This is a genomic window from Streptomyces sp. NPDC002513 (assembly GCF_053595355.1).
On the sequence record NZ_JBSFXK010000010.1, the window covers coordinates 57,705 to 76,441 of the forward strand.

General features: G+C 71.6%; 12 protein-coding genes. 9 read left to right on the forward strand and 3 right to left on the reverse strand.

The genetic code is table 11. From position 1 onward, the window contains the following. Positions 1-7: 7 nt before the first annotated feature. Positions 8-2,179, reverse strand: coding sequence for a UvrD-helicase domain-containing protein (locus tag ACWD5Q_RS09805; RefSeq protein ID WP_451426493.1), 2,172 nt, complete (start codon positions 2,177-2,179; stop codon positions 8-10). A 178-nt stretch (positions 2,180-2,357) separates the two neighbouring features. On the opposite strand from ACWD5Q_RS09805, the gene drmA reads away from it, so the two are divergent. The 5 genes from drmA to ACWD5Q_RS09830 all read left to right on the forward strand — a co-directional run bounded on the left by drmA (position 2,358) and on the right by ACWD5Q_RS09830 (position 10,157). Further along, complete coding sequence (drmA, locus tag ACWD5Q_RS09810) at positions 2,358-6,182, forward strand: DISARM system helicase DrmA (protein WP_451426494.1); 3,825 nt, start codon at positions 2,358-2,360, stop codon at positions 6,180-6,182. After that, entirely contained in the window at positions 6,179-8,074 is a 1,896-nt protein-coding gene (gene drmB / locus ACWD5Q_RS09815) for a DrmB family protein (RefSeq protein WP_451426495.1), read from the forward strand. The genes drmA and drmB overlap by 4 nt, the downstream gene beginning before the upstream one ends. Next, entirely contained in the window at positions 8,071-8,835 is a 765-nt protein-coding gene (gene drmC / locus ACWD5Q_RS09820; protein WP_451426496.1) for a DISARM system phospholipase D-like protein DrmC, read from the forward strand. Before drmB ends, drmC begins: the two co-directional genes overlap by 4 nt. A 200-nt stretch (positions 8,836-9,035) precedes the next feature. Beyond that, positions 9,036-9,455 (forward strand): aspartate 1-decarboxylase, encoded by a 420-nt coding sequence (gene panD / locus ACWD5Q_RS09825; RefSeq protein WP_451426497.1) that lies wholly within the window; start codon positions 9,036-9,038, stop codon positions 9,453-9,455. A gap of 24 nt (positions 9,456-9,479) precedes the next feature. Then, positions 9,480-10,157, forward strand: a complete 678-nt coding sequence (locus ACWD5Q_RS09830; RefSeq protein ID WP_451426498.1) for an aspartate/glutamate racemase family protein — start codon at positions 9,480-9,482, stop codon at positions 10,155-10,157. A gap of 877 nt (positions 10,158-11,034) precedes the next feature. Here ACWD5Q_RS09830 and gndA read toward each other — a convergent pair. After that, complete coding sequence (gene gndA, locus ACWD5Q_RS09835) at positions 11,035-12,474, reverse strand: NADP-dependent phosphogluconate dehydrogenase (protein ID WP_451426499.1); 1,440 nt, start codon at positions 12,472-12,474, stop codon at positions 11,035-11,037. Positions 12,475-12,809: 335 nt separating this feature from the next. Between gndA and ACWD5Q_RS09840 the strand changes: the two genes are divergently transcribed. Continuing rightward, the gene (locus ACWD5Q_RS09840) at positions 12,810-14,036 is read left to right on the forward strand and encodes a transglycosylase family protein (RefSeq protein WP_451426500.1); all 1,227 of its coding nucleotides are present in this window, start codon (positions 12,810-12,812) and stop codon (positions 14,034-14,036) included. On the opposite strand, the gene ACWD5Q_RS09845 is transcribed toward ACWD5Q_RS09840, so the two are convergent. After that, a complete protein-coding gene (locus ACWD5Q_RS09845) occupies positions 14,026-15,180 on the reverse strand; it encodes a DMT family transporter (RefSeq protein WP_451426501.1) in 1,155 nt (384 codons plus the stop codon). The genes ACWD5Q_RS09840 and ACWD5Q_RS09845 overlap by 11 nt on opposite strands. A gap of 229 nt (positions 15,181-15,409) precedes the next feature. Here ACWD5Q_RS09845 and ACWD5Q_RS09850 point away from each other — a divergent pair, with 229 nt between their 5' ends. The 3 genes from ACWD5Q_RS09850 (at position 15,410) to glgC (ending at position 18,613) form a co-directional block, all read left to right on the forward strand. After that, complete coding sequence (locus tag ACWD5Q_RS09850) at positions 15,410-16,126, forward strand: (2Fe-2S)-binding protein (protein WP_451426588.1); 717 nt, start codon at positions 15,410-15,412, stop codon at positions 16,124-16,126. 74 nt (positions 16,127-16,200) lie between these two features. Further along, positions 16,201-17,352, forward strand: coding sequence for a glycogen synthase (gene glgA, locus ACWD5Q_RS09855; protein ID WP_451426502.1), 1,152 nt, complete (start codon positions 16,201-16,203; stop codon positions 17,350-17,352). A 43-nt stretch (positions 17,353-17,395) separates the two neighbouring features. Then, positions 17,396-18,613 carry a glucose-1-phosphate adenylyltransferase gene (gene glgC, locus ACWD5Q_RS09860; protein WP_451426503.1) on the forward strand — a complete coding sequence of 406 codons (1,218 nt, stop codon included), beginning with the start codon at positions 17,396-17,398 and terminating at the stop codon, positions 18,611-18,613. Positions 18,614-18,737 lie beyond the last annotated feature (124 nt).

Consider the following 18,737-nt stretch of genomic DNA (forward strand, 5'->3'; position numbering starts at 1 on the left):
GCCCGGCTCACCCCGCGACGGGGTCCAGCATGCGGCTGCGATCACCGCTCCAAGAGACCGCCAGCGCGTCGCGGGCCCGCGTGCACGCCACGAACAGCAGGCAGTGCTCGGCCAGCAGATCCGACTGGTGCTGGACGGCATCGACATCGGCAGGCGTCACCTGCGGTGCGAACGGCAGGACACTGGACGTCACGCCCACCACCGCCACGCACCGGAACTCCAGCCCCTTCATCGCGTGCATGGTGGCGACGCGCACTCCGGACACGTCGGGCCCGGGGTTGTCCTTGACCGCCACCGCGGGGATGCGCTCCCGCCGCAGCCGCGCGACGACCGCGTCGACCATGGTGTTGAACCTGGCGCACACCGCGACCTCGGACGGCTTGACCCCGTCCTGCTCGATCCAGGTGCGGACCTGCTCGGCCAGCGCCCTCAACTCGTCGTCCTGACTGCCGTGTCCGCGTGCCGTCGGAATGCGGCCGTGCAGCTGGGACCGGTAACCGCGCAGGGAGTCGTGGCCGCCGTCATCGTCGTCGTCCTCGCCGAGCCGGCCCACCGGCTGACCGTCGAGCAGGGACGCGGACCAACGCAGGATCTCCTCCGTGCTGCGGTAGTTGAGGCGGAGACGGGACGTGCGTCCCCGGACGTTGATGCCCAACGAGCGCAGGGAGACACGGGTGTCGTAGATACGCTGATGAGGGTCGCCGACCAGGAACATGTCATCGGCCTGGGCGGCTGCGCAGGCGCGCAGCACGCGCCACTGGGCCGGATGCAGATCCTGCGCCTCGTCCACGACGACATGGCGGTAGCGCGGTGCGCTCTCGGCGAGGATGCGCGCCGCCTGGTCGCACAGCTGCGTGTACGTCGCCGAGTCGCGCGAGGTGAGGTCCGCCGTGAACCGCTCCATCACCCGCCACAGCCGGGCCCGTTGCACCCTCCCGACCTGCGTGCCGCGTCCCCGCCGTACACAGCGCAGGTACTCCTCGGGGGTGCGCAGTCCCTGCGCCAGGACGACGTTGCGGAACTCCTGGGACAGGAACTGTTCCGTCCAGGGCGTTTCCTCGCGAGCGATGGCACGGGTCCAGGCGCTCTTCTCGGCCGCGGCGGAGAGCGGCTTCGGGGAACTGCCCTTCGCCTCGCGGATGACGCGCGCGGCGAGCGCGTCCACCGTCGTGACGTCGACGCGCTCCAGCAGATGGGCGTCGGTGTCGCCGAGCAGCAGCGCGAGGCTGTCCCGGAGTGCGGCTGCCATGGCGTTGGTGAAGGTGGTCAGCAGGATGCGGTCCCCCTCACGGCCCGTGCGCAGCAGGTGCCGTACCCGGTGCAGCGCGACCACCGTCTTGCCGGTGCCGGGGCCACCGGTGACCTGGGCGGGCCCGTTGAAGCCGGGGAGGTAGGCGTAGCGGCGCTGGGCGGGGTGGAGGAAGATCCGCCAGCGGGTGAAGTCCTCGGTGAGGATGCGTTCCAGCTCGCCGGGGCCCGTCACCTCCACGATGCGGTCGGTCGTGTTGAGGATCGCCTCCGTGAGCGTGACCGCCGGACGGTTCTCCGCCGTGCGCACCGTCTGCCCCCGCGGAGCGATCAGCTGCTCCCAGACGTCCTCGGCGGAGCAGCCGGCCGCCAGGAACTCCAGGACCTCGTACTGGTCGGCGGGCATCATGGGCGGCGCCATGACGTTCAGGTCCTCGACCGTGACACAGACCCGGGCCAGCCGCAGCACCTGGTCGTCGATGCCCAGGTCGCGCAGAACGGTGTCGGAGTGCCCTTCGAAGAGACGGGCGGGGGTGTTGTCCGCCTTCGTCTCGAAGTAGGTCTCCATCTGCTCGAGAGCCTCGACGTTGCGCACCTCAAGGCCGCCGGTGGCACCGTTGACCGAGTAGGCGCGCTTGCAGGCCCAGTTGATCGCCTCGTCGTGCGGGGCGACCCGCAGAAGCGTGAACAACTCGCTTCCGTCGTCGGGGGCCAGGAGAACACCGCGGTAGGACTTCGTGATGCGAATGGTGCGGATCCGGGGGTCGCGTGCCCGCTCGAGCTTCTCCAGATGCATGCCCTTGCTCGCGTGGAGCTGAGGGACGGTCATGCTCCGGAACATCTGGATGGCGTCGTTGACTTCCTTCTGGACCGGTCTCTGCAACGAGATGAGATCCGCGACGAATTCGTCGGAGAGAGCGAGTCGGGGCATGGGCGTCCTCGGTGACGGATGGGTGCGGTCAAGACCACCCTAGAGACTCCGGCCGGGTGAAGCGACGAGACCTCGGATACTTATTGTGTGAACTGAGTCAACGATCTATTGTTCATGTGCTGCCGCACGTTCGGTCTCCGCTCGTGCTTCCTCGGATCCGTCCGAAAGGACCCACCGCATGTCGGCCCAGCCTGCTCAGGCCGCTGTCCCGCATCCCCTCGACGAGGTGCCCCAGACGTTTCGCGCAGGGGACTCCTATGAGGTGCGGGACGGACTGGTGACCTACATCCGCCGCGATCTGCTCGGCCCCTGGGACGGCGAGACCGAAACCTTGCCGAGTGCCTCCTCCGGCCCGCGCGACCGGTACCTCGTGGGCATGCTCGGCCCGCGGCCCCGGACCGTCACCTCCGACGGGATCGCGCTCGCGGCCGCCCAGAGCGCGGACGGAGACTCCGGCGACGAACAGGAGGGCGACGACACCGAGGTGCAGGACCGGTTGACCCCGCAGGCCGCCGGCCACATCTGGGCGTCGTCCATGGGGATGTCCTTCACGGTGCCCGCCTCCGTCGGCACGCTCAGCGCCGCCGTCCGGTGGGGTCGCTACACGCAGTCGGCGGAAGCGACGGACCGTGGCACCACCCGCAGGGTCTGGTCGCGCGAACCCGTCGAGCACCCGGTGGACATCGATGTGACGGGCGCGGCGGACAGGACCGTCGAGCTCGACGGGGGAGCGGTCGTCCTCGACGTGCAGGTGCGAAGGCACGCCGGTCGGGCCGGAGCCGAGGACCTGCGCGTCGTCGAACTGGCCCTGGTGAACCGGCAGCAGGACAGCAGCGAGGCACGCGACGCCCACTGGCTCTTCCAGACGGAGATCGACGTCACCGCCTTCCCGGACGACCAGGCCGCCGTCTTCCTTCCGGTCGACGACCCGCTCGACCCCGCCAACCGCGGCAACGGCGCCGAAGACGCCGAGGAACGCAAGCTCCGGCTCCTCTACCGGGACAGCCTCAGCCACGCCAAGGGCCGTAACGTCGCCGTACACGCCCACGTGCGCGACGGCGAACGCAACGCGCACCGCCTCACGACCGCGTGGCTGCCGGAGTACGACGTCCGGGCCACCACCGCGCCGGCACTGGCGGATCAGGACCTGCTCCGCGGACTCGAACTCGGCATGGACGAGCTCGCGGCCCTCGCGGTGCCCGCCCGCCGGACCGAACTGAGCGCCGCCCTCGCCCCGCTCGCCGACGGCTACGGAACCTGGCTCGAACAGCGGCGCAAAGAGGCCCTCACGCTCCCCGACGACCTGCGCCAATCGGCCGACGTCGCCATCGAGCAGGCACTGGACGTCTGCGACCGCATCACCCTCGGCATCGACAAACTCGTGGCCGACGACACCGCGTTGGAAGCCTTCCGGTTCGCCAACCGGGCCATGGCGCTCCAGCGGCGCAACACCGCGATCGCCGCGGCCCGCGCCGGACGTGAGGACGACCGAGCCTCCTATCAGGAGGCGTACGACAAGGTCCACGCCAAGGGGAAGGATGCCGCCAGCTGGCGCCCCTTCCAGCTGGCCTTCGTGCTGTTGAACCTCGACTCCCTGAGCCGGCTCGGACACCCCCACCGTGGCACTGGCCGCGAGGCACTCGTCGACCTGCTGTTCTTCCCGACCGGTGGCGGCAAGACCGAGGCCTATCTCGGTCTCGCCGCCTACACGTTCGCGCTGCGACGCCTCCAGGGCACGGTCGGCACGGGGACGGAGGCACGCAGCGGCGAAGCGGGCGTCGGCGTCCTCATGCGCTACACCCTGCGTCTGCTGACCGCCCAGCAGTTCCAGCGAGCCGCGGCGCTCGTCAGCGCCTGCGAAGTACTGCGCCGCGAGGAGTTCGCCCGGGACGTCCGCTGGGGGGCCACCCCGTTCCGGATCGGGCTGTGGGTGGGAACCTCCGTCTCGCCCAACTGGTTCGACGAGGCCAAGGAACAGATCGCCGAGGCCCGGGAGAACGCGAGCGACAAGCACGCCCGCGTCCTTCAGGTCCTCACGTGCCCGTGGTGCGGAACGGGACTGACGGCTCGCTCCCACATGGAGTACGACGAAGGGCGGCGCCGCGTCCTGCTGTACTGCCCGCGTGGTGAGGGCGAGGACCGCTGTCCCTTCTCCCGGCGCGAGTCGCCCGGCGAGGGCATCCCGGTGCTCACGGTCGACGAGGAGATCTACCGGCTGGCGCCGTCCCTGCTGATCGCCACCGTGGACAAGTTCGCCCAGCTGCCCTGGAACGGCTATGCCGGCCTGCTGTTCGGCAGGGTCACCGAGCTGTGTCCGCGGCACGGCTACCGGCACGACGACCTCGACGCCAAGACCGGCTGCGGCAGCCGCCACAACGCCAGGGGAGACCTGCCCGGCGTCACCGCCCAGCCCGTGACCCGCCTGCGGCCCCCGGACCTGATCATCCAGGACGAGCTGCACCTGATCTCCGGTGCCCTCGGTACGACCGTCGGTCTCTTCGAATCCGCCGTCGACCAGCTGTGCACCTGGAGCGTCACCGATGCCCAAGGGCACCGCCACGAGACCGGCCCCAAGATCGTCGCCTCGACGGCGACCACCAAGCGCGCCGCGGACCAGGTGCTGGGCGTCTTCGGGCGCAAGGTCGCGATCTTCCCGCCGCAGGTCCTCGACGTCAAAGACACGTTCTTCTCCCGGCAGGTCGAGCTGAGCCGCCAGAACCCCGGCCGGCGCTACCTGGGCGTGTGCGCACACGGTACTCGCCTCAAGGCCGCCGAGATCAGGGTCGCCGAGATCCTGCTGCTGGCCGGGCAGCAACTCTTCGACGACTACGGCACACCGGCGGACCCGTACCTGACCCTGGTCGGCTATTTCAACGCGACCCGTGAACTCGCGGGCATGCGCCGGTACATGGACGACGACATCACGACCCGGGTCCGCTCCAACGGCAGCCGCAGGGGTCAGGCCACCCTCGCCGACCGCATCGTCAGCCGCACCGGCATGCTCGGCATCCAGGAACTGACCTCACGCATCTCCTCCTCCGACATCGGGGCCGCCCTCAAGCGTCTGGAGGTCGAGTTCGACCCCGAACGCGACACGTCGGAGCGGCGCCGTGCCTTCCTGCGCGAGTACGCCGTCGCCGCGAAGGAGAAGCGGGAACCCCGCGCCGCCATGACGCCGCTCGCCCGGCAGGCGGTGGACGTCGTCCTCGCCACCTCCATGCTGCAAGTGGGCGTGGACGTCTCCCGGTTCGGCCTGATGCTCGTCGTCGGCCAGCCCAAGAACACCGCCGAATACATCCAGGCGTCCTCGCGCGTCGGCCGTGACGCCTCGCGCCCCGGCCTCGTCGTGACCCTGTACAACTGGTCACGCCCCCGGGACCTCGCCCACTACGAGGACTTCGAGCACTACCACGCCACGTTCTACCGCCAGGTCGAGGCCCTCTCCGTCACCCCCTTCACCCGCCGCGCCCTGGACCGGGGCGTCGCCGCCACCTACGTCGCGGCGCTGCGTCAGGCGGCCTACGACACCTCGCGCAACCTGGACGCCCACCACGTGGATCTCGACGGCCCTCTCGCCAGGGACGTCGAGCGCCGGCTGCTGGAACGCGCCGAACGGGTGGGCACCGAACGAGCCCGTCAGTATCTGAGCGAGCGGCTGGACCGGCTGAAGGACGAGTGGCGCCGCAAGCGGGACGAGAACAGCTCGGCTCTCGGCTACCGCAAGGAAAAGCACAAGACCACCGTCGTGAACGGGCTGCTGCGACGGGCGGACGGCTCCCGGTGGACCGACCTGACCGTCGGCATGTCGATGCGCGAGACGGAGAACGAGATCAACCTCCTGCTGCCCGGGGGCGAAGCCTTCCTCGACGATCCCTCGGGCGGTGGCCCGGACTGGAACTTCGGGGCGGTGGACACCCGGGCCGACCGAGACGCGACGGACACCGTGGACAGCGACGAATACGGACCCACCACTGCGGACACGCCCAGGAGGGCACAGCGATGACCACCAGGACCAACCGCAGGGTCGGGGCCGTCCGCCCCAGCCATCTCATGTTCACCGCCGGTGTCGGCTCCCTCGTCGACCTGCCCAACTTCTCCGTTCTCGTCAGGGGACTCGACACCTGGAGCTACACCGGCATCACCGACTACGACATCGACGAACCCCGGCTGCGCGCCGCCGTCAACCGCTCGCTCCAGCGCTACGGGCGCGGGCAGATCGAGCAGTTGCGAGCGGCCCCCTGGCTCGAGGGCGGCGACACCGACCCGAGGGGCTGGGCGGCTCAGGGAGTCGGAGTGCCCGTCGCACCGTTTCCGCAGTGGCTGCGCTGCACCGCCTGCAACATCCTCGCCGCCATCGACTCCGACGAGTTCGCCTTCCACAACGGCAATCCGCGCACACCGCACGAGGCCAAGTTCGTCCACGACTGCAAGCGCGGCAAGAAACCGCTCGCCGTGGCCGCCCGCTTCACCCTCGTCTGCACTGCCGGCCATCTCGACGAGTTCCCCTACACCCCGTACGTCCACCACGGGCAGGCGTGCGGAAAGATCCCGCGGCCCAAGCTGCGTATGAAGGACCACGGCGGAAACCAGGCCGCCAACGTCACCATCGAATGCGTCGCCTGCGGCGCGAAGCGCAACATCCGCGAGGCGATGGGCGAACGCGGGCGCCGTCACCTGCCCCAGTGCCGCGGTCGCCACCCGCACCTCGGCACCTATGAACCGAACGGCTGCGACCGTGATTCGGTCCTGATGGTGGCGGGCGCCTCCAACCAGTGGTTCCCGCTCACCCTCAGCGCGCTCGCCCTGCCCAAGGGGCAGGGCGGCGACATCGACAAGCTGCTCGAGGACCACTGGCCGGAACTGGAGAAGGTCGAGGACCGCGGCGAACTCACCTTCATGGCGCGTCTGCCGCAGTTCGGCTTCCTCAAGGAGTTCGACGCGGACGCCGTCTTCGCCGCGATCACCGCCCGCAAGCAGGGAGTCGGCGGGCCGGCCCCTTCCGCCCCCGACGTCCAGGCCGACCTCTTCCGCCCCGAATGGGACGCCCTCTCCGGCCCGGTGCCCCCGCCCAGTGACGACTTCGCTCTGCGACCGGTCACCGTTCCCGCACCGCTGGACGAACTCTTCTCGGACGTCCGGCAGGTCGAGCGGCTGCGCGAGGCACGTGCGCTGATCGGCTTCAGCCGCCTCGACGCCCCTGATCCCGAGTCACCGGAGATCGCTACCCGCGTGGACCTGTCCCGGGGCACCCAGAACTGGGTACCGGCCAGCGAGGTCCGCGGCGAGGGCGTCTTCCTGCGCGTGCGGGACGACCTCATGGCGGACTGGGTGACGCGCATGGAGAAGTCACCGCAGATGGAGGCCCACAAGGAGGCTTACGGCCGGTTCCGCACCAACCGCAAGTCCGACCGGAAGACGAGCGACTTCGACCCCTTCCACGGCTGGCCCGGCGCTCGCTACATCGCCCTGCACACCCTTTCGCACCTGCTGATCCGCACCATCGCCCTGGAGTGCGGCTACAGCTCGGCCTCGCTGGCCGAGCGGATCTACGCCGGCGACGAACACAACCCGCGGACGGGGATCCTGATCTACACCGCGGTACCCGACTCCGAGGGCACCCTCGGCGGCCTGGTTTCCCTCGCGGAGGAGCGCGAGTTCTCCCGCATCGTCCGCCGCGCCCTGGCCGACGCAGGTCACTGTTCCGCCGACCCGCTGTGCTCCGACCGCCTGCCCCACGACCCGGGCGACTACCTGCACGGAGCGGCCTGCCACGTCTGTCTCTTCGTCTCCGAGACCACCTGCGAGCGCGCCAACCGGTTCCTCGACCGCCGCTTCCTCGTTCCCCTGTCCGCGGACCGGGAACAGACACTCACACCGGCCGGTCTGCTGTCGTGAGCCGGCGCGCGTTCGAGGCCGCGGCGGAGGTCGCCGTCGCGGCACTGGGCCTGCCCCGGAGCAAGGACCTCGCCGGCCTGCTGGCACGGCGAGCCGGCAAGGAGCGGGCCCTGACCGAGCTGACTGCCCCAGGGGCCGAGGCCGCCGTCACGGCGCTGTACGACGCCATGGAGCGGGATGCGGTCCCGCTCACCGAGGCAGCCGCCTACGTGCGCGGCTATGCCGCGGCCATGCTGAACGCCCGGGACAGGGTGCGGGTCCGCACCGTCTGGACCGGCCCCTCGACGCCCGCGGTACCGGTGCGGGCGACTGCCCAGGTACTCGTCGACGTCATCGACGATGCCCGAGACGAACTGCTGGCCATGACCTACGCGGCCCGCCCGTACCCGGCCCTGACCCGGGCTCTCACGTCAGCCGCGGAGCGTGGCGTGACCCTTCACGTCGTGGTCGAGACGCTGACCGGCGCGAGGGGCCTGCTCCAGGGCCGGGAGCCGGCCGAGGCGTTCGCGTCCGTCCCCGGGCTGACCCTTTGGCACTGGGCCCGGGGCTCGGCCGACCACTCTCACTCGCGCCAGCACGCCAAGCTCGCGGTCGCCGACCGCCGTACGTTGTTCCTGGGCAGCGCCAACCTGACCGAGTCCGCGGCCCATCGCAACATCGAGGCGGGAGTGCTGGTGACCGGTGGCGAGGCGCCGAAGCGCGCGGCGGAGCACATCGTCGAGTTGCAACGTCTGGGCGTTCTGAGGTCGTTCCGGCCGTGAGGCCGGATCGGGCGAGGAGGCCGATCACCCCTGGGCGGCGCGGGGATCAGCAAGCCTAGCTGACCGAATGGGCGGAAGAGGCACTGCCAGAGGGGGTGGTAGGCGTGTGCCACCCGAAAATGCGACTGGCTGTATGATGTGAAAACAGCCCTTGACCTGCAAAAATGCCGGCAGGGAGCCGATAAATCGGGAGTTTTTCCGTGCTTCGTACCATGTTCAAGTCCAAGATCCACCGTGCCACGGTCACCCAGGCCGACCTGCACTACGTCGGATCCGTGACCATCGACGCCGACCTCCTCGACGCCGCCGACCTGTTGCCCGGTGAGCTGGTCCACATCGTCGACATCACCAACGGTGCCCGTCTGGAGACGTACGTCATCGAGGGCGAGCGTGGCTCCGGCGTCATCGGGATCAACGGGGCAGCGGCCCATCTGGTCCACCCCGGTGACCTGGTGATCCTCATCAGCTACGCCCAGGTCTCCGACGCCGAGGCGCGGGCGCTGCGGCCGCGGGTCGTGCATGTGGACGGCGACAACCGGATCGTGGAGCTGGGCGCCGACCCGTCCGCGCCGGCGCCGGGCTCGGACCAGGAGCGCAGCCCGATGGCCGTCACGGCCTGACCACCGAATCCGGATCCGGTTCCGATGTCCCCGTACGCCGGCTCACTCGCTCTGCTGCACACCTCGCCGGTCCACATCCCCGTCTTCGAGGCCCTGCGCGACGCGTCCCACCCGGGACTGGAGTTGACGCACCTCGTGGCGGAGGAACTGCTGGACCGCGCCCGCGCATATGGGCCCGAGGCGGTGGCCGGAGACATCCGGGAACTCCTCGGCCGGACCGTCACGACGGGCGCCCGCGCCGTGCTCTGCACCTGCTCGACCATCGGTGGGGTCGCCGAGCGCGCGGGCGTCGGCGTGCCCGTGCTGCGCGTGGACCGGCCGATGGCGGCCGCCGCGGTGGCGGCGGGCCCCCGCGTCATGGTGCTCGCCGCGCTGGCGAGCACCCTGGAGCCGACGGTCGCCCTGATCCGCGACGAGGCCGGGAACCGGCCCGTGCGGGTGCGCACCCTGGTCGTCGAGGGTGCCTGGGAGCGCTTCCAGTCGGAGGACTCGGGCGGCTACGTCCGCGCGGTCGCGCGCGCCGCCGACGCGGTCACGGAGGCCGACGTCATCGTCCTCGCCCAGGCGTCCATGGCCTCCGCACGGCATCTGGTGAAGACCGCCGTGCCGGTCCTCGCGAGTCCCGGTCCGGGCCTCGCGGCGGCCGCCGCGGCCGTGACCGATGGAGCCCCACGACTCGGCCTGCGGCGGCCGACGGCATGAGCGCGCGCAGGGCGGCGGGCACCCGTCCGGCGGCAGGGCGCGCGTGCGCGCGGGTCGGCCGGCGCCGACCGTGGAGGCGCGGGTAGGGCGGTGGGCACCCGTCCCGGTGCAGGGTGAGTGCGCGTGGGCCGGCTGGTGTCGGCCGTGGAGGTGCGCGGGCGGCAGGCATCGTCCGGCGGCGCGGTGTGAGTGCGCGCCAGGGCGGCACGGCGCGGCGCGAGTGCGCGCAGGGAGGCACGCACCGTCCGGCGGCACGACGTGAGTGCGCACAGGGTGGAACGGTACGGCGGCGTGCGCGCAAGGCGGCCGGCACGTCCGGCGGCACGGTGTGCGTGGCGTAGCCGGACAGGCGCCGGCCGAGGCGTGCGTGCGCGCGGGGCGGCCGGGTACCCGGGGGGCAGGTCCAGGCCGACGCACCAACCGGCTGGAGGACACGATGACGCATCCGCTCCCCGATCCCGCACAGCCGGGACCGCTCCCCGGACCGGGACCGACCCCGGGACCGGAGCCGACCCCCGAACCCGTGCCGCCCGGCCCCGAGCCCGGGCCGCCGGGACCATCCCCCACGCCCCCGGCGCCCGGCCCGACGCCGCCGGGCCCAGAGCCCATACCGCCCGGCCCCGGCCCCGACCGACCGCAGCCCGGACCCGAGCCGGTGCCCGAACCGGAGCCCCGTCCCACCCCGGAGCCGTCGCCTTCCCCGATCCCCGAACCGCCGGGTCCGGACCCCGTTCCCCGGCCCGAACCGGGGCCGCCCCTGAAGTGACAAGGTTCCGCGTAACGGGCCGGAGTGGAGCGCGGTCCGGGTCCCGCCCAGACCGGCACACGCGGGCGCACGTGCCACGCGGCGGCGAGGCCGCGGCGGCGGTCCCGCGTGCTACGCCTCGACCTCCGAGCGGTCTTGGCCCCACAGCGTGTGGAACGAGCCCGGGCGGTCCGTCCGCCGGTAGGTGTGCGCCCCGAAGAAGTCCCGCTGCCCCTGGGTGAGCGCGGCGGGCAGCCGTTCGGCGCGCAGGGCGTCGTAGTAGGCGAGGGCGGCCGAGAAGCCGGGTGCCGGGACGCCCTGGCGGGTCGCCGCGACCAGGACCTCGCGCCAGTCGTCCTGCGCCGCGCCGATCTCCTGGGCGAAGGTCTCGTCCGACAGCAGACTGGGCAGGTCGGGACGGGTGTCGTAGGCGGCGCGGATACGGTCCAGGAAGGCCGCGCGGATGATGCAGCCCGCGCGCCAGATGGAGGCGACCTTGCCGAGGTCGATGTCCCAGGTGTACTCCTCGCTGCCCGTCGCGATCTCGTGGAAGCCCTGTGTGTACGACACGATCTTCGAGGCGTACAGCGCCTGTTCCACGCGGTCCGCGAAGGCGCCGGCCTCCGCCTTGCCCAGCGGTGCGGCCTTGGGGCCGGCCAGATGGCGCGACGCCTCCCGCAGGTCCGAGTGCCCGGACAGCGAGCGGGCGAACACCGCCTCCGCGATGCCCGAGACCGGCACACCGAGGTCCAGCGCGATCTGGACCGTCCAGCGTCCGGTGCCCTTCTGCTCCGCCTGGTCCTGGACCACGTCCACGAACGGCTTGCCCGTCGCCGCGTCCACGTGGGAGAGCACCTCCGCCGTGATCTCGATCAGGTACGAGTCCAGACGGCCGGTGTTCCAGGTGCGGAAGATGTCCGCGATCTCGGCGGGGGAGTAGCCCGCGACGTCGCGGAGCAACTGGTACGCCTCGCCGATGAGCTGCATGTCGGCGTACTCGATGCCGTTGTGGACCATCTTCACGAAGTGGCCGGCGCCGTCCGGTCCGATATGGGTCACGCACGGCGTGCCGTCCTTCGCCTTCGCGGCGATCTTCTCCAGCATCGGACCGAGCGAGGCGTACGACTCGGCCGAGCCGCCCGGCATGATGCTCGGTCCGTGCAGCGCGCCCTCCTCGCCGCCGGAGACGCCGGTGCCGACGAAGTGGATGCCCCGCTCGCGCAGTTCCTTCTCCCGGCGGCGGGTTTCCGCGAAGTGGGCGTTGCCGCCGTCGATGATCATGTCGCCGGGCTCCAGGAGCGGGGCGAACTCCTCGATCACCGCGTCGGTCGGCGCGCCGGCCTTCACCATGATCATCAGGCGCCGCGGACGCTCCAGCGCCGCGACGAAGTCCTCCGGGGCCTCGGTCGGCACGAAGTCGCCCTCGTGTCCGAATTCCTTCACGAGATCATGGGTCCGCGAGGGGGTCCGGTTGTGCAGGGCGACCGTATAGCCGTTGCGCGCGAAGTTCCGGGCGAGGTTGCGGCCCATGACCGCGAGACCCGTGACGCCGATCTGGGCGGAAGCGTTCATAGCGGTTGGCTCCTAGAGATACTGGAATCGTCTAGAGATACTGGAATCGTCGGTGCCGGTTCGGTCCTGAAGACGTCCTCGATGGGTGGTGTGCAGGTCAGTATTGCCCGGTGACCACCCTGACGTGCCGGTACGCCCCTCGCGCATCCGGACGTGTCGGATGTGCGCCCCAGGGTTCCCCCGGCTCCCTCCCGACCCGGCCGTTTCCCTCCGCTCCCTCAACCAGGAGTGTCTGCCGGTCAGTTGGCGCCCGGGAGCGGCCGATTGCCGTCTTGCCATGGCCTGTTCGCGGCGCATACTTTTGGCCCTCCTGACGCATGCCGAGGGGGCTCACCATGGCCGTACGCGATCGGCACCGCCGGTACCAGCCGACAAGGTTCAACCGCGCGTCGCTCACCGTCACGGCGGGAGGCGCCGGCATCGCGATCCCGCTCATCGGCGCGGGCGTGGCGCACGCCGCCGAGGTGGACACCTGGGCCAAGGTGGCCGCCTGCGAGTCGAGCGGCGACTGGAGCATCAACACCGGCAACGGCCACTACGGCGGGCTTCAGTTCACCCGGTCCACCTGGGAGGCGTACGGGGGTACGGCCTACGCCCGGCGCGCGGATCTCGCCACCCGGGACCAGCAGATCGCCGTGGCCGAGAAGGTCCTGGCCGGCCAGGGACCCGGCGCCTGGCCGGTCTGCTCCGGGCGCGCCGGACTCACCCCCTCCCACGCTCCCCGTCGTGCGGGCGGGGAGACCTCCGCCGGCGCGGACCCCGACACCTCGCGCGTCACCACGCAGACCGCCCGGCGCTCCGTCCGCGAGGTGAAGCCGCAGACCACGCCGCAGTCACGGGCGGGCACCACCGAGATGTACACGGTGGTGCCCGGCGACACCCTCTCCGGTATCGCCGACTCCCAGCGCGTCCAGGGCGGTTGGCAGCGCCTGTACGCGGCCAACCGCGCCACCGTCGGCACGGACCCGGACCTGATCCTGCCCGGCCAGCGGCTGAACGTGCGGACCAAGGCCCCCGCGCACCCGGCACCGCCCTCGACGCGTACCCGCAAGCCGTCGCACGAGCCGTCTCACAAGCCGTCCGACCACTCCTCCAGCCACCCGTCCCGCACGTCGTCCACGGAGAAGACCACGTCCGGCCGGACGACCGCCACCCCCCACACGCTGTTCGCCCCGGTGAACGCCACGACCGGCACGCCCTACCACGCGGCGGGTTCCGCCTGGTCGAAGGGCTACCACACCGGTGTCGACTTCCCCGTGCCCACCGGAACCTCCGTGAAGGCGGTGGCGGCCGGGCACGTGGTCAGCGCGGGCTGGGGCGGCTCCTTCGGCTACCAGGTGGTCATCCGGCACGCCGACGGCCGCTACACGCAGTACGCCCATCTGTCGGCGATCTCCGTGAAGGACGGGCAGAGCGTGGCGGCCGGCCAGCGGCTCGGCCGCTCCGGCTCCACCGGGAACAGCACGGGCCCGCATCTGCACTTCGAGGTGCGGACGGGGCCCGAGTTCGGCAGTGACATCGACCCGGTCGCCTATCTCCGCGAGGGCGGCCTCAGGATCTGACCCCGGTCCGGCCCCGGGACCGGGCCGGGGCGGGAATGGGGACGAGCGGCTCGTCGCGGACGAGGCCGTACGGGCTCGACGGCTCGCCGCGCGGCTGGGGCTCCCGCTCGCCGGCCGGACCCGGCCCGGCCGGTGCCGGTACGTGGGCCGTTCCCTGCCGGACTGGTGCTGGTATGTGTTCCGTTCCTTGCCGGGCCGGTGGAATTTGTGCCGTTCCCTGCCGGGCCGGTGGTATTTGGGCCGGACCCGGCCCGGCCGGTGCCGGTACGTGGGCCGGACCCTGCCGGACCGGTTCCGGCACCCGGGCCGCTTCCTCCGCGCTGACCCGCCCCGAGGTCAGCAGGACCAGGCCGCCCGCGGCGACGACCGCGCAGCCCAGCGCCCCCGCGGTGCCCGCCGTGCCGTCGCGGAAGGTCTCCCCGAACAGGGTGATGCCCGCCACGGCCGCCACCACGGGGTTCACGACCGTCAGCGTGGACAGCGGTGCCGCGAGGCCCGCGCCCCGGTAGGAGGCCTGCGACAACAGCATGCCGGCGGTGGCGAGGACGCCTATCACCGCGACGCTCGGCAGGTCCGTGAGCACGATGCCGTTCGTCCAGTCCATCGCGACGGTCTTCGTGAACACGGAGGACATGCCGAACGCGACACCGGACGCCGCCGCCAGCAGCACGCTGCGGACCGCAGGATGCCGGTGCGTCGCGCGGGCCGCGGCCATCAGTGCCACGATCCCGCCGGCCGTCACGAGCGCGACCACCGTCCGCTGCGGGCCGCTGAGCGACCGGGTGTCGGAGGCGCCGATCAGGGACAGCAGGCCCGCGAGGCCGACGGTCGCCATGAGGGCGCCCCGCCAGGCGGTCGCCCCCGCCCGGCGGCTCACGAACAGGGCGGCCATCGGCAGGACGAACACGATGGTCAGCGCGCCCAGCGGCTGGACCAGGCTCAGGGGACCGTAGGCGAGCGCCACCGCGTGCAGCAGCCCGCCGAGGCCGTTCAGCGCGACGGCGGCCCACCAGGCCGGCCGGTGTAACGGCGCGTACGACCGGTCGGGAGTGGACACGGCGACCTGCTCCTGCACGATCGCCCCGCCCGCGTAGGCGACGGCGGAGACGAGCGACAGGAGAACGGACAACGCGAGAGCGCTCATCGGCGGTTCCTTCGCGCGGGACCGGGACGGGGGCCCCGGCGCGGCGAACAATCGGCTTGCATGGTCAACACAATGCCGCCTCGGACTCTTCCCGTCGTCGTCCCTGAGCACGCATTGGGTCATACTGCCGACGGAGTACGGCCGCGTGTCCCTCCTCCCCAGGACGGGTGACGGCGCGGACATCGCCCCAGGTGGGAGCTTCGCCGGGTCCTTGGTAGTACTGACCCTCGTGGAACTCGACTCCGAACTCGCCGCGCTCGGCCCCCTCGGCGGCTTCTTCGCCCTGCACACCGGAGTGCCACCCCGGTCCGGGCTGCCGACCCTCGAACGGACGTACGCCACGGAGGAGTCCGCCGCCTCGGACGCGTACGCGGACCCGCTGGACTTCCGCGTCCGCAAGGTCGCCCGCACCCTCGGCACGCCGGAGGACCGCGTCGCCGCCTCCCTCGTCCACCAGGGGCTCGCGGCCCGGCTGTGGTCCGTCGCCCTCGGTGCCGCAGCCGTGTACGGGCGGGTGCCGGACCTCGATCCGCGGCTGCTGCGCTTCGACCCGGACGGCAGCGCACCGGACGACCTGTGGCTCGGCGAGGTCCGCGGGCTGTCGGCCGGCTCGCTCGACGCGGTCGTGCGCGAGGGGCACCTCGTCCCGCTCACGGCCGCACTGATCAGCCGTCACCGGGTCTCCGCGCGACTGCTGTGGGGCAACGCGGGTGCCGCGCTCGCGAGCAGCGTCCGCATGATCGACCGCTGGGCGCGTACGGGCGGCCGTACGGATGTGGCGGAGCGGGCCCGCTCCCTGGCCGCCGGGCTGTTCGCGCACCCCGACCTGGCCCGCACCATCGACTTCGCCACCGGCCGCCGCCGCACCTGCTGCCTGTACTACCGGCTGCCCGGCGGCGGTCTGTGCGGCGACTGCTGCTTCGACCGCCCGCCGGGCCGCCGGTGAGTACGCGCGGTCTTCCGCAACCGCCGTATCTGGGTGACCATGGGGGAACCAGCCGCTGAGACAGGGGGTTCCGGGTGCGCGTGGGACTGCTGACCCGGGAGTACCCGCCGGATGTGTACGGCGGTGCGGGTGTCCATGTCGAGTTCCTCGCCCGGGAGTTACGCTCGCTGACCGACCTGGTCGTGCACTGCTGGGGTGAGGGCGGCGCGGGCGGTGTCGTACGCCACCAGCCATGGTCCGCCCTCGACACCGCCAACGACGCACTGCGCACCTTCTCCGTGGACCTGTCCATGGTCGCCGGCCTCCAGGACCGGGAACTGGTCCACTCGCACACCTGGTACGCCAATCTCGCCGGCCATCTCGGCAAACTGCTGTACGGGGTCCCGCATGTGCTGACCGCCCACTCGCTGGAGCCGCTGCGCCCGTGGAAGGCCGAGCAGCTCGGCGGCGGATACGCCCTCTCCAGCTGGGCGGAGCGCACCGCGATCGAGGCCGCGGACGCGGTGATCGCCGTCTCCGGCGCCATGCGCGAGGACATCCTGCGCTGCTACCCGGCCCTCGACCCGGCGCGGGTCCACGTCGTGCACAACGGCATCGACACCTCGCTCTACCAACCGGACGGCGACACGGACGTACTCGCCCGCCTCGGCCTCGACCCGAGCCGCCCCTACGTCCTGTTCGTCGGCCGCATCACCCGTCAGAAGGGCGTGCCGCAGTTGCTGCGCGCGGTACGGCACATCGACCCCGAGGCGCAGGTCGTGCTGTGCGCGGGCGCCCCCGACACACCCGAGATCGACCGCGAGTTCCGCGATCTGTACCAGGAGCTGAGCAGGAGCCGCGAGGGTGTCCACTGGATCCCGACGATGCTGCCGCGCCCCGAGGTGATCCAGCTCCTCACCCATGCCGCCGTGTTCGTCTGCCCGTCGGTGTACGAGCCGCTCGGCATCGTCAACCTGGAGGCCATGGCGTGCGGCACGGCCGTGGTGGCCTCGCGCACGGGCGGCATCCCGGAGGTCGTGGACGACGGCCGCACCGGTCTCCTGGTGGACGTGGACGACGACTTCGAGGAGCACCTCGCACGCGCCCTCGACTCCGTCCTCGCCGACCCGGTGGCCGCGGGGCGCATGGGTGAGGCGGGCCGGCAGCGCGCGGTGCGGGAGTTCGGCTGGGCCGCGGTGGCCCGCCGCACGGTCCACCTGTACGAGAAAGTCCTCGCACAGGGGTAGTCATGGAGCAGGCAGCGGCACAACCGGGCGTAGAGGGGGCGGTATGCGCGGTGGACCTTCGGTGCTGGGAATCGTACTGGCCGGTGGCGAGGGGAAGCGGCTGATGCCGCTGACCGCGGACCGCGCGAAACCGGCCGTGACCTTCGGCGGAACCTACCGCCTCGTCGACTTCGTCCTGTCCAACCTCGTCAACGCCGACATCCTGCGCATCTGCGTGCTCACGCAGTACAAGTCCCACTCGCTGGACCGCCACATCACCACCACCTGGCGGATGTCCAGCCTGCTCGGCAACTACGTCACCCCCGTGCCGGCCCAGCAGCGGCTCGGACCGCGCTGGTACTCGGGCAGCGCGGACGCGATCCTGCAGTCGCTGAACCTGATCTACGACGAACGGCCCGACTACGTGGCGGTGTTCGGCGCCGACCACGTCTACCGCATGGACCCGCGGCAGATGCTGGCCCAGCACATCGACAGCGGTGCGGGGGTGACCGTCGCGGGGATACGCGTCCCGCGCGCCGAGTCGTCCTCCTTCGGGGTGATCACTCCGGGCTCCGACGGCCGGAGCGTGGAGCGCTTCCTGGAGAAACCCGCCGACCCACCCGGCCTGCCGGACGCCCCCGGGTGTGTGTTCGCCTCGATGGGCAACTACGTCTTCACCACCAAGGTGCTGGTCGAGGCCCTCCAGCGGGACGCCGAGGACGCCGACTCCGTTCACGACATGGGCGGTTCGATCCTGCCCGCGCTCACCGACCGGGGCGAGGCGGGGCTGTACGACTTCAGCGCCAACCATGTGCCCGGCGAGACCAGCCGCGACCAGGGCTACTGGCGGGACGTCGGCACGCTGGACGCCTACTACGAGGCGCACCTGGACCTGATCGCCGAGCGCCCCGCCTTCAACCTCTACAACCGCAGTTGGCCCGTCTACACCCACTCAGGCCAGTTGTCGCCGGCCCGCTTCAACGCGGGAGGCATCACGAGCGAGTCGATCATCAGCGCCGGCTGTCTGATCCGGGGGCAGGTGACGCGCTCGGTGCTCTCGCCGGGGGTCGTGGTGGACCCGGCTGCCGTCGTCCAGGGATCGATCCTCCATGACAACGTGCACGTCGGGCGGGGTGCGATCGTGCGCGGAGCCGTCCTGGACAAGAACGTCGAGGTCCCGCCGGGCGCGACGATCGGCGTCAACCCGGACCGGGACGCGGAGTTGTACACGGTCTCGAAGGGCGGGGTGATCGCCCTGGGCAAGGGCCAACGCGTGCCGTGAGCCGCGCCGCCCCCCGGCATCGCCGGGGGGCGCGCGAGAAGGCGCCGAGCCGCGACGCGCCGCAGGCCGAATCGGCTCATTGCTCTGGAATCCGACATCGCGCCACCACCATGTGCACCAACGA

What these genes read in the sequence shown, in the direction of transcription:
- ACWD5Q_RS09845 (WP_451426501.1), bottom strand. Translation starts at nt 15,180, where the DNA reads ATGAGCGCTCTCGCGTTGTCCGTTCTCCTGTCGCTCGTCTCCGCCGTC.
- ACWD5Q_RS09840 (WP_451426500.1), top strand. Translation starts at nt 12,810, where the DNA reads ATGGCCGTACGCGATCGGCACCGCCGGTACCAGCCGACAAGGTTCAAC.
- glgC (WP_451426503.1), top strand. Translation starts at nt 17,396, where the DNA reads ATGCGCGGTGGACCTTCGGTGCTGGGAATCGTACTGGCCGGTGGCGAG.
- ACWD5Q_RS09830 (WP_451426498.1), top strand. Translation starts at nt 9,480, where the DNA reads ATGTCCCCGTACGCCGGCTCACTCGCTCTGCTGCACACCTCGCCGGTC.
- gndA (WP_451426499.1), bottom strand. Translation starts at nt 12,474, where the DNA reads ATGAACGCTTCCGCCCAGATCGGCGTCACGGGTCTCGCGGTCATGGGC.
- drmB (WP_451426495.1), top strand. Translation starts at nt 6,179, where the DNA reads ATGACCACCAGGACCAACCGCAGGGTCGGGGCCGTCCGCCCCAGCCAT.
- ACWD5Q_RS09805 (WP_451426493.1), bottom strand. Translation starts at nt 2,179, where the DNA reads ATGCCCCGACTCGCTCTCTCCGACGAATTCGTCGCGGATCTCATCTCG.
- drmA (WP_451426494.1), top strand. Translation starts at nt 2,358, where the DNA reads ATGTCGGCCCAGCCTGCTCAGGCCGCTGTCCCGCATCCCCTCGACGAG.